Below are 16,771 nucleotides of genomic sequence, written 5' to 3' on the forward strand. Positions count from 1 at the left end.
AAGCACGGAGCTTGAAGTCAGGCATCGCCTTGCGTCCTCTATCATAGACGATCCGGGTTCGACAAATTCCTCATGTCCGGGCAAAAAAAGATTAACATAGTTCGGTTAGATAAAAATTAGCATGTCCCGGCGTTTTGGACCGCATGCGCTAACGGTTTCTTAACAAATGCGGAGGAAGGCGCGGGAGGATGGAAAAAAGGGTTTGCCGGCGAAAGGATGTGTTTTCCGTTTTTTGATAGATATGTAGAAATGCGATCATATGTTTGGTATAATGAGGAAGCTCTTGACCGGGCCGCGACAACACAGAATAACGAGGAGGATCTAACAATGCTGCAAAAAACGCACAGCGTCGCCGGTTTGCTGGCCGCGGAAGGGGTATTGCTGCACTTTCAGGTGCCGCTTCTGTCCTGGGACACCGCCGCTGCGCTTCTGCTTGGCTGCTTGGCAGGACCTTTGGCCGACATCGACAAACAGGGATCGACGATGGCCAAAGTATTTTTTCCGCTGTCCTTCGTGCTGCGGCTCGTAGACGTCCGGCACCGGACGCTGACGCACTCCGTCCTGTTCCTGTTCGGTATTGGCGCGCTGCTGCTGCCGCTGCTGCCGGAACCGCTGTTCTGGAGCTTTCTGCTCGCGTACGCGTCCCATGCTTTCATCGATTTGTTCAACGAGCAGGGAGTCGAGCTGCTGTGGCCGATCAAGCTCAAATTCCGGCTGCTGCCGAAATTTATGGCGATCGAAACGGGGTCGTTCATGGAAACCGGATTCCGCTACATCCTGCTGCTGCTCTGCATTGCACTGCCGGTCCGCTACTATTGGGATACCGTCTCCGGGCTGTTCTGAATCATTCATTCGTTCATTCGGTACGCCTATCGTAACGATAGGAAATTCGTCATTGATGCAGCCGTCCGCCGCCTTTATAATTCGTCTCGTTCGTATATTTATTATAACGAAGGCTGGCGATGAACCATTGAATCAGCAATTATTTCGTTTGTTAACGGAGCTGTCGTCGCACAAGTGGCTGTCCGAGCGAATCGGCTCGTTTACGAAGTCGAAAGCGAGCCGCCGGCTGATCCGGCGCTTTGCCAAAACGTACGGCATCCGGGCCGAGGAGGCCGAACAACCATTGGATGCCTACGAATCGTTGAACGACTTTTTTATCCGTCGGTTAAAAGCCGGGCTGCGTCCCGTCGATCCCGACGCCGCTTCGCTGGTCAGCCCCGTGGACGGCACCGTCACGGGCATCGGTTCGCTGAACGACGGGCTCCGCTTTATCGTCAAAGGTCAAGAATACGGCTTGGATGAGCTGCTCCATGATTTGCCCATGAAAGACCGGTACCGCTGCGGTTACTTTATCGTCCTGTATTTGAGCCCGGCCGACTACCATCGCGTCCATTCTCCGGTAGCCGGAGAGGTGACCGCCACGCGACGTATCTTGGGAACCGTCTATCCGGTTCACGAGCGCAGCTTGCGGCTTATGCCCAAGGTATTGAGCCGCAATGAACGGCTGATTACCTGCATCAGGCACCGGTTCGGCATGACGACGGTCGTCAAGGTCGGAGCGATGAACGTGAGCAGCATTCGGTATACGGAGCCGCTGCGCGTCCGGTTGGACCGGGGAGAGGAGCTGGCTTTCTTCGAATTCGGCTCGACGGTTGTCCTGCTGATCGAGAAGGAAGCTTTCGCGTTCCGCGTCGGTCTGGAGGTCGGCAGCAAGGTGCGCGTCGGCGAAGCGCTCGGTTATTGGGAGTAGAAAAAGTCAAGGGCCCTTAAAAAGGACCCTTGACTTTTTCCATTACCTAGTAGTCTATAGATCAGTCGCCTCCGCCGCCGCAGCCGGAAGAGCAGCTGGACGAGGAGCAGCTTGAGGAGGACGAGCAGCTTGAAGACGAGCAGCTTCCGGACGAGCCTCCGTCATCGCCGCGATCGTCGGACCAGCTTCCGGTTCCGCAGCCGCTGGAGGAGCAGGAAGACGAAGAATTCGTCGTTTGCTGTCCCGCTGCGCGTTTGGCTTCCTCCTCGGGCAACAGCTCCTCCATCTGTTCATCGAAGTTGGTAAATTCTGTTACCGAGTAGAACAGCATAGCGCCGGCCAGGTACGGCATCAAGGAAGGACCGTGCGATTCGGAAGGCCGCTCCGCATAGGTCCGATTGACCGCGGCCTGCCGCAGCTGATCTTTCACTTGCTCGATTAACCAGCGGACCGTTTGCCCGATTTCGGGGAATTGGGCCGCCGCTTTCCGGTTGAACCAACGCTGCTCAAGCTCATCCTCGCTCTCCGAGCTCAGCAGATCGATCCGCTGCCGATCGAGCGGATAGCGGAAAAAGCTGCCCCAGATTTGCCCCGTAAACGGCGTAGCCGTAAACAGATGGGCGTATACCCAATCGAACCAGGCGCGCCCGCCCGGGTCCGGCGCTCCGCTCGTATGCGGCGCATGATGAATCGTCGCGCCGAGCAGCGTTTCCCCGAAGCGCTGATACTCCCGGGTGAACATCAGCATCTCGTGCCAAATATCGTCGACCGCTTCGCTGAACATCGGCACTTCTTTCATGACGGCCGTCATCAAAAAGTACCGTTTCAGCTCCAGCAGCTTCCATTCGTATTCGGCCTCGCTCATGGAGGGATACTTGCCAAGCACCCGCTTCCGCAGCCGGTCGCCGTATTCCGCTTGCAGCGCTTGCTCCAGCCGGTCTGCGGCCGGCTTCAGCGGAACGCCGGGCTGAAGTCCGAGTCCGGCCGGCAGCGGCTCGCTCCGGTAATCCGGCTTCGCGGGCTTTCGTGCGGGCATTCTGCGGCCCGGCCCCGGCCGGCGCTGGTTCGTTTTTCCTGATTTGGAAGCAGAGGTAACGATCAGCACAACGATGAGAACAAGGATCAAGATAAAGATAACGGTCATATCGTACCTCCTCGGAGCGTGATGACCATATTATACCATAGCCCGCCCCTGAACTTCTCCTTCGGAGGTCCTGATTTCGGAAGCTTCCTCCGCCGATAGCTCTCCCGATTGCAGCCGGTACATTTGGTAATACCTCCCTCCGAGCCGCATCAGCTCGTCGTGGGTCCCGCTTTCCTTGATTTCACCCCGGTCGAGGACAAGGATCTGATCCGCGGCTTTGATGGTCGACAGCCGGTGCGCGATGATGAAGGTGGTCCGGCCTTTCTTCAGCACCTCCAGCGCCGCTTGAATGACGGCTTCCGTTTCCGTGTCGATGCTGGCGGTCGCTTCGTCCAGGATGAGAATCGCCGGATCGAACGCCAGCGCTCGGGCGAACGAAACGAGCTGCCGCTGACCGGCGGAAAGCGTGCTGCCTTTCTCGATGACGGGCTCGTCGATGCCCCCCGGCAAGGCGGCGAACATCTCGTACGCGCCGACATCGCGAAGCGCCTGCACAATCTGCTCCCGCGTAATGGAAGGATCGTCCAAGCTGACGTTCGAGGCGATCGTACCCGTGAACAGGAACGGGTCCTGCAGCACGATCCCCATATGCTGGCGGAGCAGCTGCTGCGGGATCTCCCGGATATCCCGGCCGTCGATCAGAATCCGTCCTTCCCGGACCTCGTAGAACCGGAACAGCAGGTTCAGGATCGAGCTTTTGCCGGAGCCGGTGTGGCCTACAAGCGCGATCGTCTCGCCTGAGCGGGCGCGGAACGTAATGTTTTTGAGCACATCCTCGCCGGGCTTGTAGGCGAACGAGACGTTCTCGAAAGCGACGTTGCCTTTGTAGCGCTCCAGCTTGCCTTCGGCGACCTCGGTGCCTTTCTCGTCCAGCAGCTCGAACACGCGCTCTGCCGACACGAGAGCCGTTTCCAGATTGCTGAGCTGGTTCACGATGCCGACGATCGGCTGGAACATCCGGTTCATGTAATCGACGAAGGCGTACAGCACCCCGACCGTGACGAGCGTGCCGAGCCAACCGCCCCCGAACATCCAGATGACGGTCAGAAAAATAACGTTCCGGACGATGCTCACCAGGTTATGCGAGGTGAGCGAATTTAAGCTGAGCAGCTTGTTTTGGTACGTAAAATGCTGCTCGTTGAGATGCTCGAACTCTTCGAGCGTCTCCTTTTGCCGGCGAAACGCCCGGATGATCGGCATCCCTTGAATCGATTCGTTGATCATCCCATTGATGTCGCTGAGTCTGGACCGGATCGCATGATTGTATTTGGAAGCGAAACGGCGGTACACGACGATCCACACGTAGAGGATCGGCACCAGAGGCAGCGCGATCAGCGCCAGCTTCACATCGAGAAAGAACAGCGCTCCGAGAATCGCCGCCATGTAGACGATGCCGGAGAAAAAGTTCGCCAGCACGTTGACGTACAGCTCGCGGATCGATTCCGTATCGTTCGTAATGCGCGAGACGACTTTGCCCGCAGGCAGGTTGTCGAAATAATGGACGGGCAGCCGTCCGACTTGGGCGAACACGTCTTTGCGGATCGTCTGAATGATCCGGTTGGCGGACGTCTGCAGCAGGTATTTCTCCCCGTATGCGAACAGGGCGCTCAGCACGATCAGACCGAAATAGCAGGCCGCCAGCACGACCAGCCGTCCGAATTCCGGTTCGTAGAAGGCATAGAGCTGCTGCGTGGTCAGCTCACGTACCGGATAAACGGCCTGCCCGCCATCCCCGACCACCGTCAGTTCGCTCCCGTGCACGCTGCGCTGACCGTCGAAGCGGAGCGCGCCGTCGACGAAATAGTAGCTGCGCCCGACCTGCAGCACGCGCACCTCGCGTCCCTTCGTTTCGCCTTCCGCCCAGCGGTCTTGCCGTTTGTACGTCTTGCCGTCGTAGACGACGGTGTCTTTGCCTCCTTCGGCGGCTTCATACCAGGGATATTCCACGCCGAGAATATGGCGGTCGATCATTTGTCTGGCGACAAGCGGTCCGGCCAGCTCCGCGCAGACGGCTGCGGTCAGCAGGACGAGCGCAAGCAGGATCGGCCGCTTGAACAACGCCGCATAACGGTATAACCGGATACCGGTTTGTTTCATGAGAATCACCTTCATTTCCGCTGTGCGGACGGATCGCTATGCGGGAGCGATTACGTCCGCTTCGCTTATTGTGAACGGGGAGTAAGCTACGCCCCGATGTTCGCTTCGAGCTGCTGGCGGTCGTACTGCTCCTTGTACCAGCCTCCGGCCTGAAGCAGCTGCTCGTGGGTGCCTTCTTCCGTGATCCGGCCTTCGTCGAGCACGACGATCCAATCGGCATGCTGGACGGCGGACAGCCGGTGGGTGACGATCAGGGTCGTCTTGCCGGCGCGTTCCCGGCGAATGCCCGCGATGATTTCCGCTTCCGTCTTGGCGTCCACAGCTGACAGCGCATCGTCGAGCATGAGAATTTCGGGATCGACGAGCAAGGCGCGGGCGATGGAGACGCGCTGCTTTTGACCGCCGGATAAGGCGACGCCCTTTTCGCCGACCAGCGTCTCCAGACCTTCGGGCAGGAAGTGCACGTCCTTGGCGAACGAGGCCAGCTCGAGGGCCCGCTGCACTTCCGTTTCGTCCGCATGGCTGCGCCCGAACGTAATATTTTCGCGGATCGACCGCGAGAACAAAATCGGCTGCTGCGGCACATAGCCGATCCAGCCTTGAAGCGTATCGATATCGATCCGGTCTGCAGGCACGCCGGACAGCAGGACTGCTCCCTCGCCGGAGGGGTATTCGCGCAGAAGCTGCTTGAGCAGCGTCGTTTTGCCGCTTCCCGTCCGGCCCACGATCCCGAGCGTCTGGCCTCGCTCCAGCTTGAACGAGATATCGACGAGATTATCGATGGGCGAAGAGGGATAGCGGAACGTGACGCGGTCGAACACGATGCTTTCCGGCACGTCGACCGGTACGGGATGCGCCGGGCTTTCCACATCCGGCTCGTAAGCGAGCGTTTCGTTGACCCGGTCCAGCGAAGCGTTGCCCCGCTGCATGAGATTGATGAGCTCGCCGATCGCGAACATCGGCCAAATCAGCATGCCGAGGAACACGTTGAACGAAACCAGCTCGCCTAGCGTAATTTCGTTGTGGAACACCAGATAAGCGCCGTAGCACAAACCGATCAAGTAGCTGATGCCGACTAAAATTTTCACCGTCGGATCGAACAGCGCGTCGACGCGGGCGACGGCGATGTTTTTCCGGAACACGTCGTCCGAAATGCGGTGGAACCGTTCCTCGCTGGCCTTCTCCTGCACGAAGGCGCGGATGACCCGAACGCCGCCGATCGTCTCCAGCACCTGGTCGTTCAATTGGCCGAACGCATCCTGCGCGCTCGTGAAGCGCTCGTGGATCCGCTTGCCGAACCTGCTCATCAGCAGCGCCATGACCGGCAGCGGCAGCAGGGAAGCGAGCGTCAGCTTCCAGCTGATGGACACCGCCATCATCGTCAAGATCGTCAGCATATACAGGCTGGAGTCGACCAGAGTCAGGATCCCGAAGCCTGCGGTCGCCGAGACGGCATGCAGATCGTTCGTCGCCCGGGCCATCAAATCTCCCGTCCGGTTGCGCTCGTAGAACGTAGGCGTCATCTTGGCGAAGTGGCGCATCAGACTCGAGCGGAGCCGACGTTCCAGAACGAAGGCGCCGCCGAACAGCTGATACGACCAGACGTAAGTGATCGCGTAACACAACAGAGCCGCTGCGGCCCAAAAGCCAAGCACCTGATAAAACCGCGCATCGGTCAGCGTTCCTTGATGAATGCCGTCGATCGAATAGCCGATCAGCTTCGGGGGAATGACCTCCAGAATCCCGGCGATCAGCAGCAGCAGGATCGCGGAACTGTATCGTTTCCAGTGCATGGCGAAAAACCAGCGCAGCTTTTTCAATACGATAAACATGCGAGTGTACTCCTTTCTCGTTCCATAAAGAATGGTTATGCGGCGGAGCTTGGAAAACGACGTCAAAAAAGGCATACCGCTCGTAAGCGATATGCCTTAACGCATCCGTATCAAGGGATGCCTACCGGTTCGCAACAAACACCACACGTGGGCTATACGGCTGCGGACCGATCAATAAGGCGCACGATTACGAGGGTGCGTAACCATGCGCCGCGTGTACGGAAGAAATTCGCAGAACGGCGAACGAGCCGTTACGATTCCAGCGCGGAGTGGCTGCACCGAACAATCCGGTTGTACTGAAGGTGTGCGCGATATTTTCGGTCTCTGGCGAGCAGCATACGGCAGCCATCCTTTCTTTTGGAAATAATGTACAAATGTCACTTTACCATTGGGCGGCTCGTACTGTCAACGGCAAAAACGATTATAATGGAACGGGCCGGAGGCTCGAAAAAAGACAACATAGAGTCCAAGCTGAGGCTTGAGATTCCGGCCGTCCTGAATTACATTGAGAAGAAGAACAAATTCCACACTTTGCAAAAAGGATGATGAAACGATGCCGCTGTTGGATATGCCGCTGGATCAACTGAAAACGTATCAAGGACGCAATCCGCGTCCTGCCGACCTGGACGAATACTGGGAAGCGGCGCTGCAGGAAATGCGGGCGACCGATCCTCAGGTCGAGCTGGTGCCGTCGGAGTTCACGACGCCGTTCGCGGAATGCTTCGATTTGTATTTTACCGGCGTCCGGGGCGCGCGGATTCACGCCAAATATGTGCGTCCGACCCAGACGGACGGTCCGCATCCGGCTCTGCTTCAATTCCACGGCTATACGGGAAATTCCGGCGATTGGCAGGATAAGCTGCAATATGCGGCGCTGGGTTTCTCCGTTGCGGCTATGGACGTGCGCGGCCAAGGCGGCTTGTCGGAGGATACGGGCGGGGTGAAGGGAACGACGCACCACGGCCATTTTATCCGCGGCTTGGACGGGGAGCCGGACAACCTGCTGTTCCGCCACATTTTCCTGGATACGGCGCAGCTGGCTTCCATTGTAATGAGCTTTCCGGAGGTGGATGAGAACCGGGTCGGAGCGTCGGGCTGGTCGCAGGGCGGCGCTTTGACGATGGCCTGCGCGGCGCTGGAGCCGCGAATCCGCAAGGCCGCGCCGGTTTATCCGTTCCTGAGCGACTACAAGCGGGTATGGGAGATGGACTTGGCCAAAGACGCCTATGCCGAGCTGCGCACGTATTTCCGTCATTTTGATCCGCAGCATAAGCGGGAAGAGGAGATTTTCACCAAGCTCGGCTATATCGACATCCAGCATTTGGCGCACCGCATTCGGGCGGAGCTGCTGATCGGCGTCGGGCTGATGGACCCGGTTTGTCCGCCTTCCACCCAGTTTGCCGCGATCAATAAAGTCACGTCGCCGGTGCAGCTGGAAATTTACCCGGACTTCGGGCACGAAGGGCTTCCGGGAATGCAGGACAAAATCTATCAATTTATGAAAACCTTATAACGGCAAAAGAAGAGCGTCCGGCACATCGCCGGACGCTCAGAGTGTTGAGAAACCCTAGATGTGGAAAATCTCAGACAAATAGAGGTGGGGTATGTCCCGTAAGAGTTTACGTCCGCCTTTGAAACCCGTAAAAATACCGCTAATTCTAATCAAGTTCACGGGTTTCAAGAGCGGCTGGAGGGACATACCCCACCGGCGTATGAAGAGATTTTCTACGAGAAGCAGGTTTCTCAACAAGCTCAGCGTTCAGCACATCGCCGGACGCTTTTTTGCCGTTTACCCTCAGGAAGAAGCTGTGCCCGTTGTGCGGGCCGCAAGACGGCCGCCGATGGCGATTCCGCCCAGGTACAAGACGGCGCTTATGCCGAACAGCAGCGGAATGCTTTCTCCGATAAAAAGGAGCGATCCGAGCATCGGGCCCGCCGCCATGCCCAGATAGCGGACAAAATTGTAGACGCCGACGGCGGTGGCGCGGTCATCCGGGAATAGTTCCGTAAGGAGCGTGGCCGGCATCGACATGGTAAGTCCCATCGTCAGGCCGAATAAGCAGAAAACGGCAGCCAGCACAGGCAGCGACAGTCCGGCGGTGAAAGCGAACACCAGCACCGTTGCGGCGTTGACAGCGCAAGCCCATAAATAGCCGCTCTCCCCGGGGAACCGGCTTTGGACCCATCCCCCAGCCTTGACGCCAATCATGGAGCAAAGCGCCATAAGCAGCATCAACGTTCCCGTCTGCGCCGGCTCGTAGCCGTAACGGTGATGGGCGATGATCGGAATATAAACAAGAAAGACGAAGTAGACCAAGAACTGTACGAACCCGACGGTCAGCAGGGCAGCCGCCCGGGGATGACGGGCAAGGCGGACAAACGAGCTCCAATCGATGCGCTTGCGCACGGTCGCTGTTGCCGGCCGGGTTTCGGGGAGCAGGAAAGCGTTGGCCGCAAGCAGGATCAGCGATACGGCGCCCAGCAGCAAAAACGCGCTTCCGTAGCCGTAGCGGCCGCCGATCAGTCCTCCCACCCACGGGCCGACAGCCGGAGACAGTCCGAGCATCAACTGGTAAGTCGCCATCCCTTGGGCCCGCTCCTTTCCTTCGAACACATCGCCAATTATTGCCGCCGCAACAACCGGAACGGCCGCCGCACCGATCCCCTGAAGCAGACGGAAGGCGAGCAGCGCATCAACCGAGCCGGCGTAGGCGCAGCCGAGCGAAGCCAGCGTGTAGACGGCGACGGCCGGGAGCAGGACGATTTTGCGGCCCTTCCGGTCCGACAGCGGACCGAAGACAAGCTGCATGACCGCGAGCGCCACGGTAAATACGGTGACCGTCAAGTTGACCATCGCTTGGGTCGTGTGCAGCTTTTCCTGGACCTCCACCAGCAGCGGGGAGTACAAGTTTTGCGCCAAAGACGCGACAAAGGCGCTCAAGCCGATCAAATACAAGATCATGCGGGATTTCATAAGATCACTCCTTCTTCTATCTGACTGACTATCAGTCAATTAATCATATTGCGTATTATAGTTGATTGACCGATTGTCAGTCAATAAGTAAAATGAAGCTATGCAGATCACCTTAAAATTAAGAAGCGTGCATTTCCCTCAACTAGCAAAGGAGTGCGACTTATGGCCAGAATTACGAAGGACCCTGAAGTGCGCAGGAACGAATTGTTGGACGCGGCCGTGCAATTGTTCGGCGATAAGGGCGTCGAGCGTACGTCTGTCAGCGACATCGTCAAGCAGGTGGGGGTCGCTCAAGGGACGTTTTATTACTATTTCAAAACGAAGGACGACGTCATCTTTGCTCTAGTCGAGCGTTCGCTGGCGGAGCACATGGACTATGTGAATTCGGTTGCCGGGCGGTCCGGGGAAGCCGCGGACCGGAAGCTGGTGGCTGCGCTGCTCGAACGTCCGGCCCTGTTGCCGAATTACCGGGATTTTTTGCAGGTGCTGCACCATGAGAGCAACGCAATGATCCATCAGCGGTTCGTATCCCGGAAAATTACCGCGATGGTGCCGCCCATCGCGCATATCCTTGAGCAAGGCGTCAAGGAGGGCGTGTTTCAGGTCGAGCATCCGGCGGAAACGGCCGAATTTATGCTGACGGCGGTTTTGTTCATGTTCGATCCGGGCTTTTTTGACCGGACGGAGGAGGAGATCCGCGCCAAAGCCGTAGCGATCGTCGGCATCATGGGAAAGCTGCTCGGTACGGAGCTTCCGGCGCCGGATCCGGCACGAAGCCTGTTTGAGCTGTAAGCCGTGCGGATTGTTCGTTGACGGCTCGATTTCCCTGCGACTACAATAGGAAGGGAACGTTGCCTTAAACGTCTGCGGAGCCCCAAAGCTTTGATCCGAAGGGCTGCAAAAACGCAGGTAACGTGTACCGATCGGAATTTGATAAAATGGACGGAGGATGGACATGAATAGATTAGATGCCGTCGCCATCGGCGAGCTGCTGATCGATTTTACGCCCGCGGGGGTGTCCGAGCAGGGGCTGCCGCGGTACGAGCAAAACCCCGGCGGCGCGCCGGCCAATGTGATGGCGGGGCTGACCAAGCTGGGCAAACGGACGGCATTTATCGGCAAAGTCGGCGAGGATGCCTTCGGCCGTTTTTTGACGGGGGAGCTGGAGAAGCACGGGGTGGATACGGGCGGCATGGTATTTACCGGAGAAGCCGGTACGACGCTTGCCTTTGTCAGCCTTGATGCCGGCGGAGACCGTTCGTTCAGCTTTTACCGCAATCCCGGAGCGGACATGCTGCTGCAGGAGTCGGAAATTGACTGGAAGCGGATCGGGGACGCCGCTTTGTTTCATTTTGGCTCCGTCTCGATGACTCACGAGCCCTCCGCTACGGCGACGCTGCGTGCTGCTGCCTATGCCCGCCGGGAAGGCAAGCTCGTCTCCTTCGATCCGAATCTTCGTCCGCTCCTGTGGCCGGATCTGGACCGCGCAAAGCGGCTGATTCTGGAAGGCCTGACTTACAGCGACGTATTGAAGCTTTCGGAGGAAGAGCTTCATTTTCTGACCGGCGAGCGGGACTTGGAGGCGGGTACCCGTCAGCTGCAAGAGCAGTACGGCACTCCGCTCATGTTCGTGACGCTGGGGCCGGACGGCAGCTTTTACCGTCAGGGCGAACGGACGGGCCGGGTGCCGGGCTTCGCGGTGAAGGCCATCGATACGACCGGCGCGGGCGACGCGTTCTTCTCCGGCGCGCTGTTCCGGTTGATGGAATCCGGGAAGCGTCCTGACGCGCTGACGGAAGAGGAGCTCGGCGAGGTTTGCCGATCGGGCAATGCGGCCGGTGCGCTTACGACGACCCGCAAGGGAGCGATTCCCGCCCTGCCCTCCCTGGAGGAACTGGACCAACTGATTCGCGGAAGTTGACGGGACAAGCATGGAAACGTTTTATTTTCCGATGTCAAGCCCTTTTAACCGATGGTAAATTGAGATACAATAACGTATGGAGATGACATTGCTTGTAAGATCATCCCGTCGCAAGTTATCGCAGCCATAAAGGGGAGACAGGTCATGACCAGCGCGCAATACCGTGTGGAAAAAGATTTTTTGGGCACGAAGGAAGTACCGGTCCATGCTTATTATGGAGTTCAGACCATGCGGGCCGTAGAAAACTTTCCGATCACCGGATACCGGATTCATAAAGAGCTGATCGTCGCCATGGCGACGGTCAAAAAAGCGGCGGCTATCGCCAATATGGAGATCGGGCAGCTGAATCCGAACCTTGGGAAGGTCATCGTTCAGGCGGCCGAGGAAATCATCGCCGGGCAATGGCACGATCAGTTTATTGTAGACCCGATTCAAGGCGGGGCGGGCACGTCGATCAACATGAACACGAACGAAGTCATTGCCAACCGCGGCATCGAGCTGCTCGGGGGCGAGAAAGGCAATTACTTTACGCTTAGTCCGAATACCCATGTCAACATGGCGCAGTCGACGAATGACGCGTTCCCGACGGCGATTCATATTGCCGTCTTGACGCTGCTCGATCAGCTGCTTGAGGTGATGAACGAGCTGCACGAAGGCTTCGAGGCCAAGGCGAAGGAATTCGACGGCGTCATCAAAATGGGCCGGACACATCTGCAGGACGGCGTGCCGATCCGCCTCGGCCAAGAGTTTGAAGCTTACCGCCGGGTGCTCGCGAGAGACATCAAGCGGATTACCCAGACGCGGCAGCATTTGTACGAGATCAATATGGGCGCGACGGCTGTCGGCACCGGCTTGAATGCCGACCCGCGCTATATTAAGCGCGTGGCGGAGCTGCTGGCCGAATTCACCGGCTTTCCGCTGGTCAGCGCGGAGCACCTCGTCGATGCGACGCAGAACACCGATGCCTATACCGAAGTGTCCGCGGCATTGAAGGTGTGCATGATCAACATGTCGAAGGTGGCGAACGACCTGCGGCTGATGGCTTCGGGGCCGCGTACCGGCTTGTCCGAGATCAATCTGCCGCCGCGTCAGCCGGGCTCCTCGATCATGCCGGGCAAAGTGAACCCGGTTATGTGCGAGGTTGTCAACCAGGTGGCGTTCCAGGTGATCGGCAACGACCATACTATTTGCTTGGCCTCCGAAGCGGGACAGCTTGAGCTGAACGTCATGGAGCCGGTGCTGGTGTTCAACCTGCTGCAATCGCTCAGCATGATGAGCCAGGTGTTCAAGGTGTTCAAAAAATACTGCCTCGACGGCATCCAAGCGAACATCGACCGCTGCAAGGAGTACGTGGAGCGGAGCGTCGGCGTCATTACCGCGCTGAACCCGCATCTGGGCTACGAGCCGGTGGCGAGAATTGCCCGCGAGGCGATTGAAACCGGCCGCTCGGTCCGGGAGCTCTGCCTCTTGTACGATGTACTGCGCGAAGACGAGCTGAATTTGATTCTGGACCCGTACGAAATGACGAATCCGGGCATTGCGGGCGCATCGCTGCTCGAAACGCACCGGGACGAAGAGAAGAAATAACGGCCGGACGCTCCGTCAGGCCGGTCTGGCGACAAGCGCCGCTGTCTCGGGAGACGGCGGCGCTTGTTTTTGCAAGGAAGCCGAGCTTTTTTCCAAGGGAGGCTCACGATCCGGTGAACTGATTCGAAGGGGCTTTTTTGAGCGCCAGCAATAAAATCATCCCTATAATGCAGGTCGTGCCGATCCATTGAAAAAATCCAAACGGCTCCTTCAGCCAAAGCACCGTCGTTAACACAGCCGCCAGCGGCTCCAGACTGCCGACGAGGCTCGATTCTTGAGGGGAAAGGCTTTGCAAGCTTTCGATATAAAACCAAAAGGCGAGCATGGTGCCGAATACGATCACGAAGACCAAGTATAACCAGGCTTCCAGCGGCATGGCGGCAAAGTCCGCCCGCCAAGGCGGATGAATAAAGCTCAACGCGGCGCCCCCGATCATCATCGCCCAGCCGACAATGACAAGCGAATCGTATTGCTTCAACAGCGGAACGGCATACACCGTATAAAAGGCCAGCGTTACCCCGGATAAAATTCCCCATACGATGGCAGGTGTCGGCACCGATAGCTGTGCGACGGAGCCATTCGTTAATAACAAGAAGCAGCCGACTAAAGCAAGGGAAACGGTTATTAGATCTTGGCGTGTGAAAACCGTCTGTTTTCGCAGGGTCAAGTAGACAATAATCATGACCGGCGCCAAATATTGCAGCAGCGTGGCTACGGCGGCATTGCCGTGCTGGATCGAAGCCATATACGTATATTGAACCGCAAGCGTTCCAAACAATGCAAAAATAACCAATTTCACGGCTGCTCTTTTGTTTTTCCAGACACCCGTTATTTGAGAGCGGTCTTTTGTAAAAAATTGCACGGTTAAAAGTAAAAAGCCGGCTACGAGCAATCGTGTCGTCACCAGCCAATCGACCTCGATGGCGTAGTATTGAAAGAGCTTTTTGGCCACGGTGCCGCTTATGCCCCACAGTATCGCTCCGATGATGACGAGAACTAATCCTCTTCTTCTGGCAGGTCTGTCCATGAATGAGCCTCCACCTTAAAAATCTAATAATAGTGTTATAATAGAGGGAAAAGGGCGTTGAAGATATTAGAATCGAATAAATAAATATAAGGATTTTGAGGTCGGGTTCATGATGCAAATTAAAAATTTCAAAATTGACCAAAGCTTAAAGGAGCTGACCGAGCACCGGACGGTCGTGCTGCCGATGGCTTGCTATGAAACCACAATTAATCAAAATATACACGGCTATATCCCGCTTCATTGGCATGAGGAAATTCAGCTTGTCCTGATTGTAAAAGGAGAGGCGGTTTTCCAAATCAACGAGGACAGCATTACGGTTCGGGAAGGCCAGGGGCTGTTTATCAATAGCGGCTGCCTGCACATGGCGGAAGAAAAAGATCGGTCGGGATGCGTTTACATTTGCTTGAATGTTTCTCCTCATTTCGTATTGTCGCAAGAGCTTTACACGACCTTTGTCTATCCTTATATTCAAGCGACAAACCTTCCATACGTACAGCTGGAGGCAAAGGAACCGTGGGGGGAAAATATTTTAGCGGCCATCCTGAACATTCATCAATTGCTTCAACGTAAACCGCCATTCTATGAAATCAGCATTACCGTGCAGCTGACGTTAATTTGGCAAAACCTCATTATGAACGGCTTTCAGCCGGAATACGACGCGACGGAAATGCAAAAGAGTCACCGAATAAAGCAAATGCTGCAGTGGATTCATACCCATTATACCGAGAAAATCAGGCTGGATGATATTGCCAAAGCCGGCCAATTGAGCCGTTCCGAATGCTGCCGTTATTTCAACCGAATCTTGAAGACGACGCCGTTAAGCTACGTAACGGAATATCGGATCCAAAAAAGTCTGGTCCTGCTGCAGCAAGCGGATTCGAATGTGACCGAAGTCGCCTATCGGGTTGGTTTTAACAGTACGAGCTATTTTATCGATAAATTCCGCAAGTCCATGAGGATTACGCCATTGGCTTACAAAAAATCAAAAACGGAAGCTCGCCCCTAAAACGGGGAGGAAACGAAGCTCCCGCACAGCCCGGACGACGGCTCATGTCTCCGGCTTTTTTGCGTTCACGGATAGCTGTTAATCTTTAAATAAAATGATTGAAAAAATCAAAATTATGATTTATATTATCATTAATAAGACGAAAGGGGTAATATTGTGAAGCCATTCGGTCAATATACGTATCCTGAAATTTCGGCACAGGCGGAGGCGCTGAATGCGGCGCTTGTACAGCTTCAGCAGCAGGGAGACTGGGTTCAAAAGCATCTCGTCGATTCGGAAACGGACGAGACGGTGTTCATCGGCAGCGGATCCTCCTATTATCAAGCATTGGCGATGGCGTCCGTCTACCGGGCATGGCTGGGCAAAAGCGCAACGGCTTATCCTTCCTCGGAGGTGTTCCTGTTCCGCGAGCAAACGCTCCCGCCGAACCGCAATTATTTGGTGATCGGCGTTTCGAGATCGGGCGAGTCGACGGAGGTGCTGCTGGCGCTGGAAGCCGTAAAGCCGCTTCCTAACGTGAAAGTCGCAGGCATCACCTGCTACGAAGAGAGCAGCATGGCGAAGCTGGCGGATTGCCTGGTTTCCCCGCTCGGTAAAGAAACGAGCACCGTCATGACGAAATCGTTCAGCAGCATGACGTTTTTGATGCATGCAGCGATCGCCAAGGCGGCCGGCAAGCAGGATCAGTTCGAGCAGCTTGCTTCGGTCGCGCAAACGGACGATCAAGTCGTCAAAGCCGCCGACGCTTTCATTAAGCCTTTGGTCGACAAGAACGATTTTCAAAAGGTCATTTACCTCGGCATGGGCACGTACTACGGCATCGCGCTGGAAGCGAGCCTGAAAATCAAAGAAATGTCCTACATCTGGACGGAAGCGTACGGTACGCTGGAGTTCCGTCACGGTCCCAAGTCGATTGTGGAGCCGGGCACGCTCGTCTGCCTGCTGCTGTCCGAGAAAGCGCGCGATTACGAGCTGAAGGTCGCCAAGGAAATGCGGGAGTACGGCGCCTTCGTGCTGCTCGTTACGGCGAAGGCCGGGGAAGACACCGCGTTCGCGGATGCGGTATTCGAGGTCGGCGGAGCGGAGATGAGCGACGACGCCCGCACGGTGCTTTACTTGCCGGCGCTGCAATATTTGGGCTTCTATACGGCCATGAAACGCAACGTGGATCCGGATATGCCCCGCAACCTGACACAAGTGGTCAAAATTTAGCCGGAAGCGAGATGACATCGATATGCCATTAGTCTCATCCACCTCATTGCTTGAAGCGGCCCGCGCGGGCGGCTACGGGATTGGCGCGTTCAACGTGCATACGCTGGAGATGCTGCAAGCGGTCGTCGACGCCGCGGAAGAAACCGAATCGCCTTTAATTCTTCAGTCGACGGTAGGGACGGTCAAGCATCTCGGTCCCGATTATATCGCGGCGGCGG

14 protein-coding genes are annotated in these 16,771 nt (G+C 56.7%); 9 read left to right on the forward strand and 5 right to left on the reverse strand.

What is annotated here, in order from left to right:
- Positions 1 to 327 precede the first annotated feature (327 nt).
- On the forward strand, positions 328 to 843 hold the full coding sequence (locus PEH01S_RS04190; protein ID WP_127484051.1) for a metal-dependent hydrolase: 516 nt from the start codon (positions 328 to 330) through the stop codon (positions 841 to 843).
- A gap of 127 nt (positions 844 to 970) precedes the next feature.
- Positions 971 to 1,753, forward strand: coding sequence for an archaetidylserine decarboxylase (asd, locus tag PEH01S_RS04195; RefSeq protein ID WP_246062784.1), 783 nt, complete (start codon positions 971 to 973; stop codon positions 1,751 to 1,753).
- Between the two features lie 61 nt (positions 1,754 to 1,814).
- Here asd and PEH01S_RS04200 read toward each other — a convergent pair whose 3' ends face one another.
- The 3 genes from PEH01S_RS04200 to PEH01S_RS04210 all read right to left on the reverse strand — a co-directional run bounded on the left by PEH01S_RS04200 (position 1,815) and on the right by PEH01S_RS04210 (position 6,826).
- Positions 1,815 to 2,897 (reverse strand): glycine-rich domain-containing protein, encoded by a 1,083-nt coding sequence (locus tag PEH01S_RS04200; RefSeq protein ID WP_127484052.1) that lies wholly within the window; start codon positions 2,895 to 2,897, stop codon positions 1,815 to 1,817.
- A gap of 30 nt (positions 2,898 to 2,927) precedes the next feature.
- Positions 2,928 to 4,994 (reverse strand): ABC transporter ATP-binding protein, encoded by a 2,067-nt coding sequence (locus PEH01S_RS04205; protein WP_127484053.1) that lies wholly within the window; start codon positions 4,992 to 4,994, stop codon positions 2,928 to 2,930.
- Positions 4,995 to 5,080: 86 nt separating this feature from the next.
- On the reverse strand, positions 5,081 to 6,826 hold the full coding sequence (locus PEH01S_RS04210) for an ABC transporter ATP-binding protein (protein ID WP_127484054.1): 1,746 nt from the start codon (positions 6,824 to 6,826) through the stop codon (positions 5,081 to 5,083).
- A 553-nt stretch (positions 6,827 to 7,379) separates the two neighbouring features.
- Here PEH01S_RS04210 and PEH01S_RS04215 point away from each other — a divergent pair.
- A complete protein-coding gene (locus tag PEH01S_RS04215; protein ID WP_127484055.1) occupies positions 7,380 to 8,339 on the forward strand; it encodes an acetylxylan esterase in 960 nt (319 codons plus the stop codon).
- Positions 8,340 to 8,621: 282 nt separating this feature from the next.
- On the opposite strand, the gene PEH01S_RS04220 is transcribed toward PEH01S_RS04215, so the two are convergent.
- Positions 8,622 to 9,800 (reverse strand): MFS transporter, encoded by a 1,179-nt coding sequence (locus tag PEH01S_RS04220; RefSeq protein ID WP_127484056.1) that lies wholly within the window; start codon positions 9,798 to 9,800, stop codon positions 8,622 to 8,624.
- Positions 9,801 to 9,962: 162 nt separating this feature from the next.
- Here PEH01S_RS04220 and PEH01S_RS04225 point away from each other — a divergent pair, with 162 nt between their 5' ends.
- The 3 genes from PEH01S_RS04225 to aspA all read left to right on the forward strand — a co-directional run bounded on the left by PEH01S_RS04225 (position 9,963) and on the right by aspA (position 13,308).
- Entirely contained in the window at positions 9,963 to 10,592 is a 630-nt protein-coding gene (locus tag PEH01S_RS04225) for a TetR/AcrR family transcriptional regulator (RefSeq protein WP_127484057.1), read from the forward strand.
- Between the two features lie 163 nt (positions 10,593 to 10,755).
- A complete protein-coding gene (locus tag PEH01S_RS04230; protein ID WP_127484058.1) occupies positions 10,756 to 11,721 on the forward strand; it encodes a PfkB family carbohydrate kinase in 966 nt (321 codons plus the stop codon).
- Positions 11,722 to 11,865: 144 nt separating this feature from the next.
- Complete coding sequence (aspA, locus tag PEH01S_RS04235; RefSeq protein WP_127484059.1) at positions 11,866 to 13,308, forward strand: aspartate ammonia-lyase; 1,443 nt, start codon at positions 11,866 to 11,868, stop codon at positions 13,306 to 13,308.
- Between the two features lie 103 nt (positions 13,309 to 13,411).
- Here the strand turns inward: aspA and PEH01S_RS04240 are convergent, their stop codons facing one another.
- Entirely contained in the window at positions 13,412 to 14,335 is a 924-nt protein-coding gene (locus tag PEH01S_RS04240) for a DMT family transporter (RefSeq protein WP_127484060.1), read from the reverse strand.
- A gap of 112 nt (positions 14,336 to 14,447) precedes the next feature.
- Here PEH01S_RS04240 and PEH01S_RS04245 point away from each other — a divergent pair, with 112 nt between their 5' ends.
- The 3 genes from PEH01S_RS04245 to PEH01S_RS04255 form a co-directional block, all read left to right on the forward strand.
- Positions 14,448 to 15,341, forward strand: coding sequence for an AraC family transcriptional regulator (locus tag PEH01S_RS04245; RefSeq protein ID WP_127484070.1), 894 nt, complete (start codon positions 14,448 to 14,450; stop codon positions 15,339 to 15,341).
- A gap of 156 nt (positions 15,342 to 15,497) precedes the next feature.
- Positions 15,498 to 16,553, forward strand: coding sequence for an SIS domain-containing protein (locus tag PEH01S_RS04250; protein WP_025851380.1), 1,056 nt, complete (start codon positions 15,498 to 15,500; stop codon positions 16,551 to 16,553).
- Positions 16,554 to 16,575: 22 nt separating this feature from the next.
- A partial coding sequence (locus PEH01S_RS04255; RefSeq protein ID WP_174807095.1) for a class II fructose-bisphosphate aldolase occupies positions 16,576 to 16,771 on the forward strand: 196 nt, incomplete at its 3' end.

The organism is Paenibacillus ehimensis NBRC 15659, from assembly GCF_004000785.1.
In the GTDB taxonomy this organism is placed as follows: domain Bacteria; phylum Bacillota; class Bacilli; order Paenibacillales; family NBRC-103111; genus Paenibacillus_G; species Paenibacillus_G ehimensis.

What these genes read in the sequence shown, in the direction of transcription:
- PEH01S_RS04205 (WP_127484053.1), bottom strand. Translation starts at nt 4,994, where the DNA reads ATGAAACAAACCGGTATCCGGTTATACCGTTATGCGGCGTTGTTCAAG.
- PEH01S_RS04230 (WP_127484058.1), top strand. Translation starts at nt 10,756, where the DNA reads ATGAATAGATTAGATGCCGTCGCCATCGGCGAGCTGCTGATCGATTTT.
- PEH01S_RS04225 (WP_127484057.1), top strand. Translation starts at nt 9,963, where the DNA reads ATGGCCAGAATTACGAAGGACCCTGAAGTGCGCAGGAACGAATTGTTG.
- aspA (WP_127484059.1), top strand. Translation starts at nt 11,866, where the DNA reads ATGACCAGCGCGCAATACCGTGTGGAAAAAGATTTTTTGGGCACGAAG.
- PEH01S_RS04210 (WP_127484054.1), bottom strand. Translation starts at nt 6,826, where the DNA reads ATGTTTATCGTATTGAAAAAGCTGCGCTGGTTTTTCGCCATGCACTGG.
- PEH01S_RS04220 (WP_127484056.1), bottom strand. Translation starts at nt 9,800, where the DNA reads ATGAAATCCCGCATGATCTTGTATTTGATCGGCTTGAGCGCCTTTGTC.
- PEH01S_RS04240 (WP_127484060.1), bottom strand. Translation starts at nt 14,335, where the DNA reads ATGGACAGACCTGCCAGAAGAAGAGGATTAGTTCTCGTCATCATCGGA.
- PEH01S_RS04200 (WP_127484052.1), bottom strand. Translation starts at nt 2,897, where the DNA reads ATGACCGTTATCTTTATCTTGATCCTTGTTCTCATCGTTGTGCTGATC.
- PEH01S_RS04190 (WP_127484051.1), top strand. Translation starts at nt 328, where the DNA reads ATGCTGCAAAAAACGCACAGCGTCGCCGGTTTGCTGGCCGCGGAAGGG.
- PEH01S_RS04245 (WP_127484070.1), top strand. Translation starts at nt 14,448, where the DNA reads ATGCAAATTAAAAATTTCAAAATTGACCAAAGCTTAAAGGAGCTGACC.
- PEH01S_RS04215 (WP_127484055.1), top strand. Translation starts at nt 7,380, where the DNA reads ATGCCGCTGTTGGATATGCCGCTGGATCAACTGAAAACGTATCAAGGA.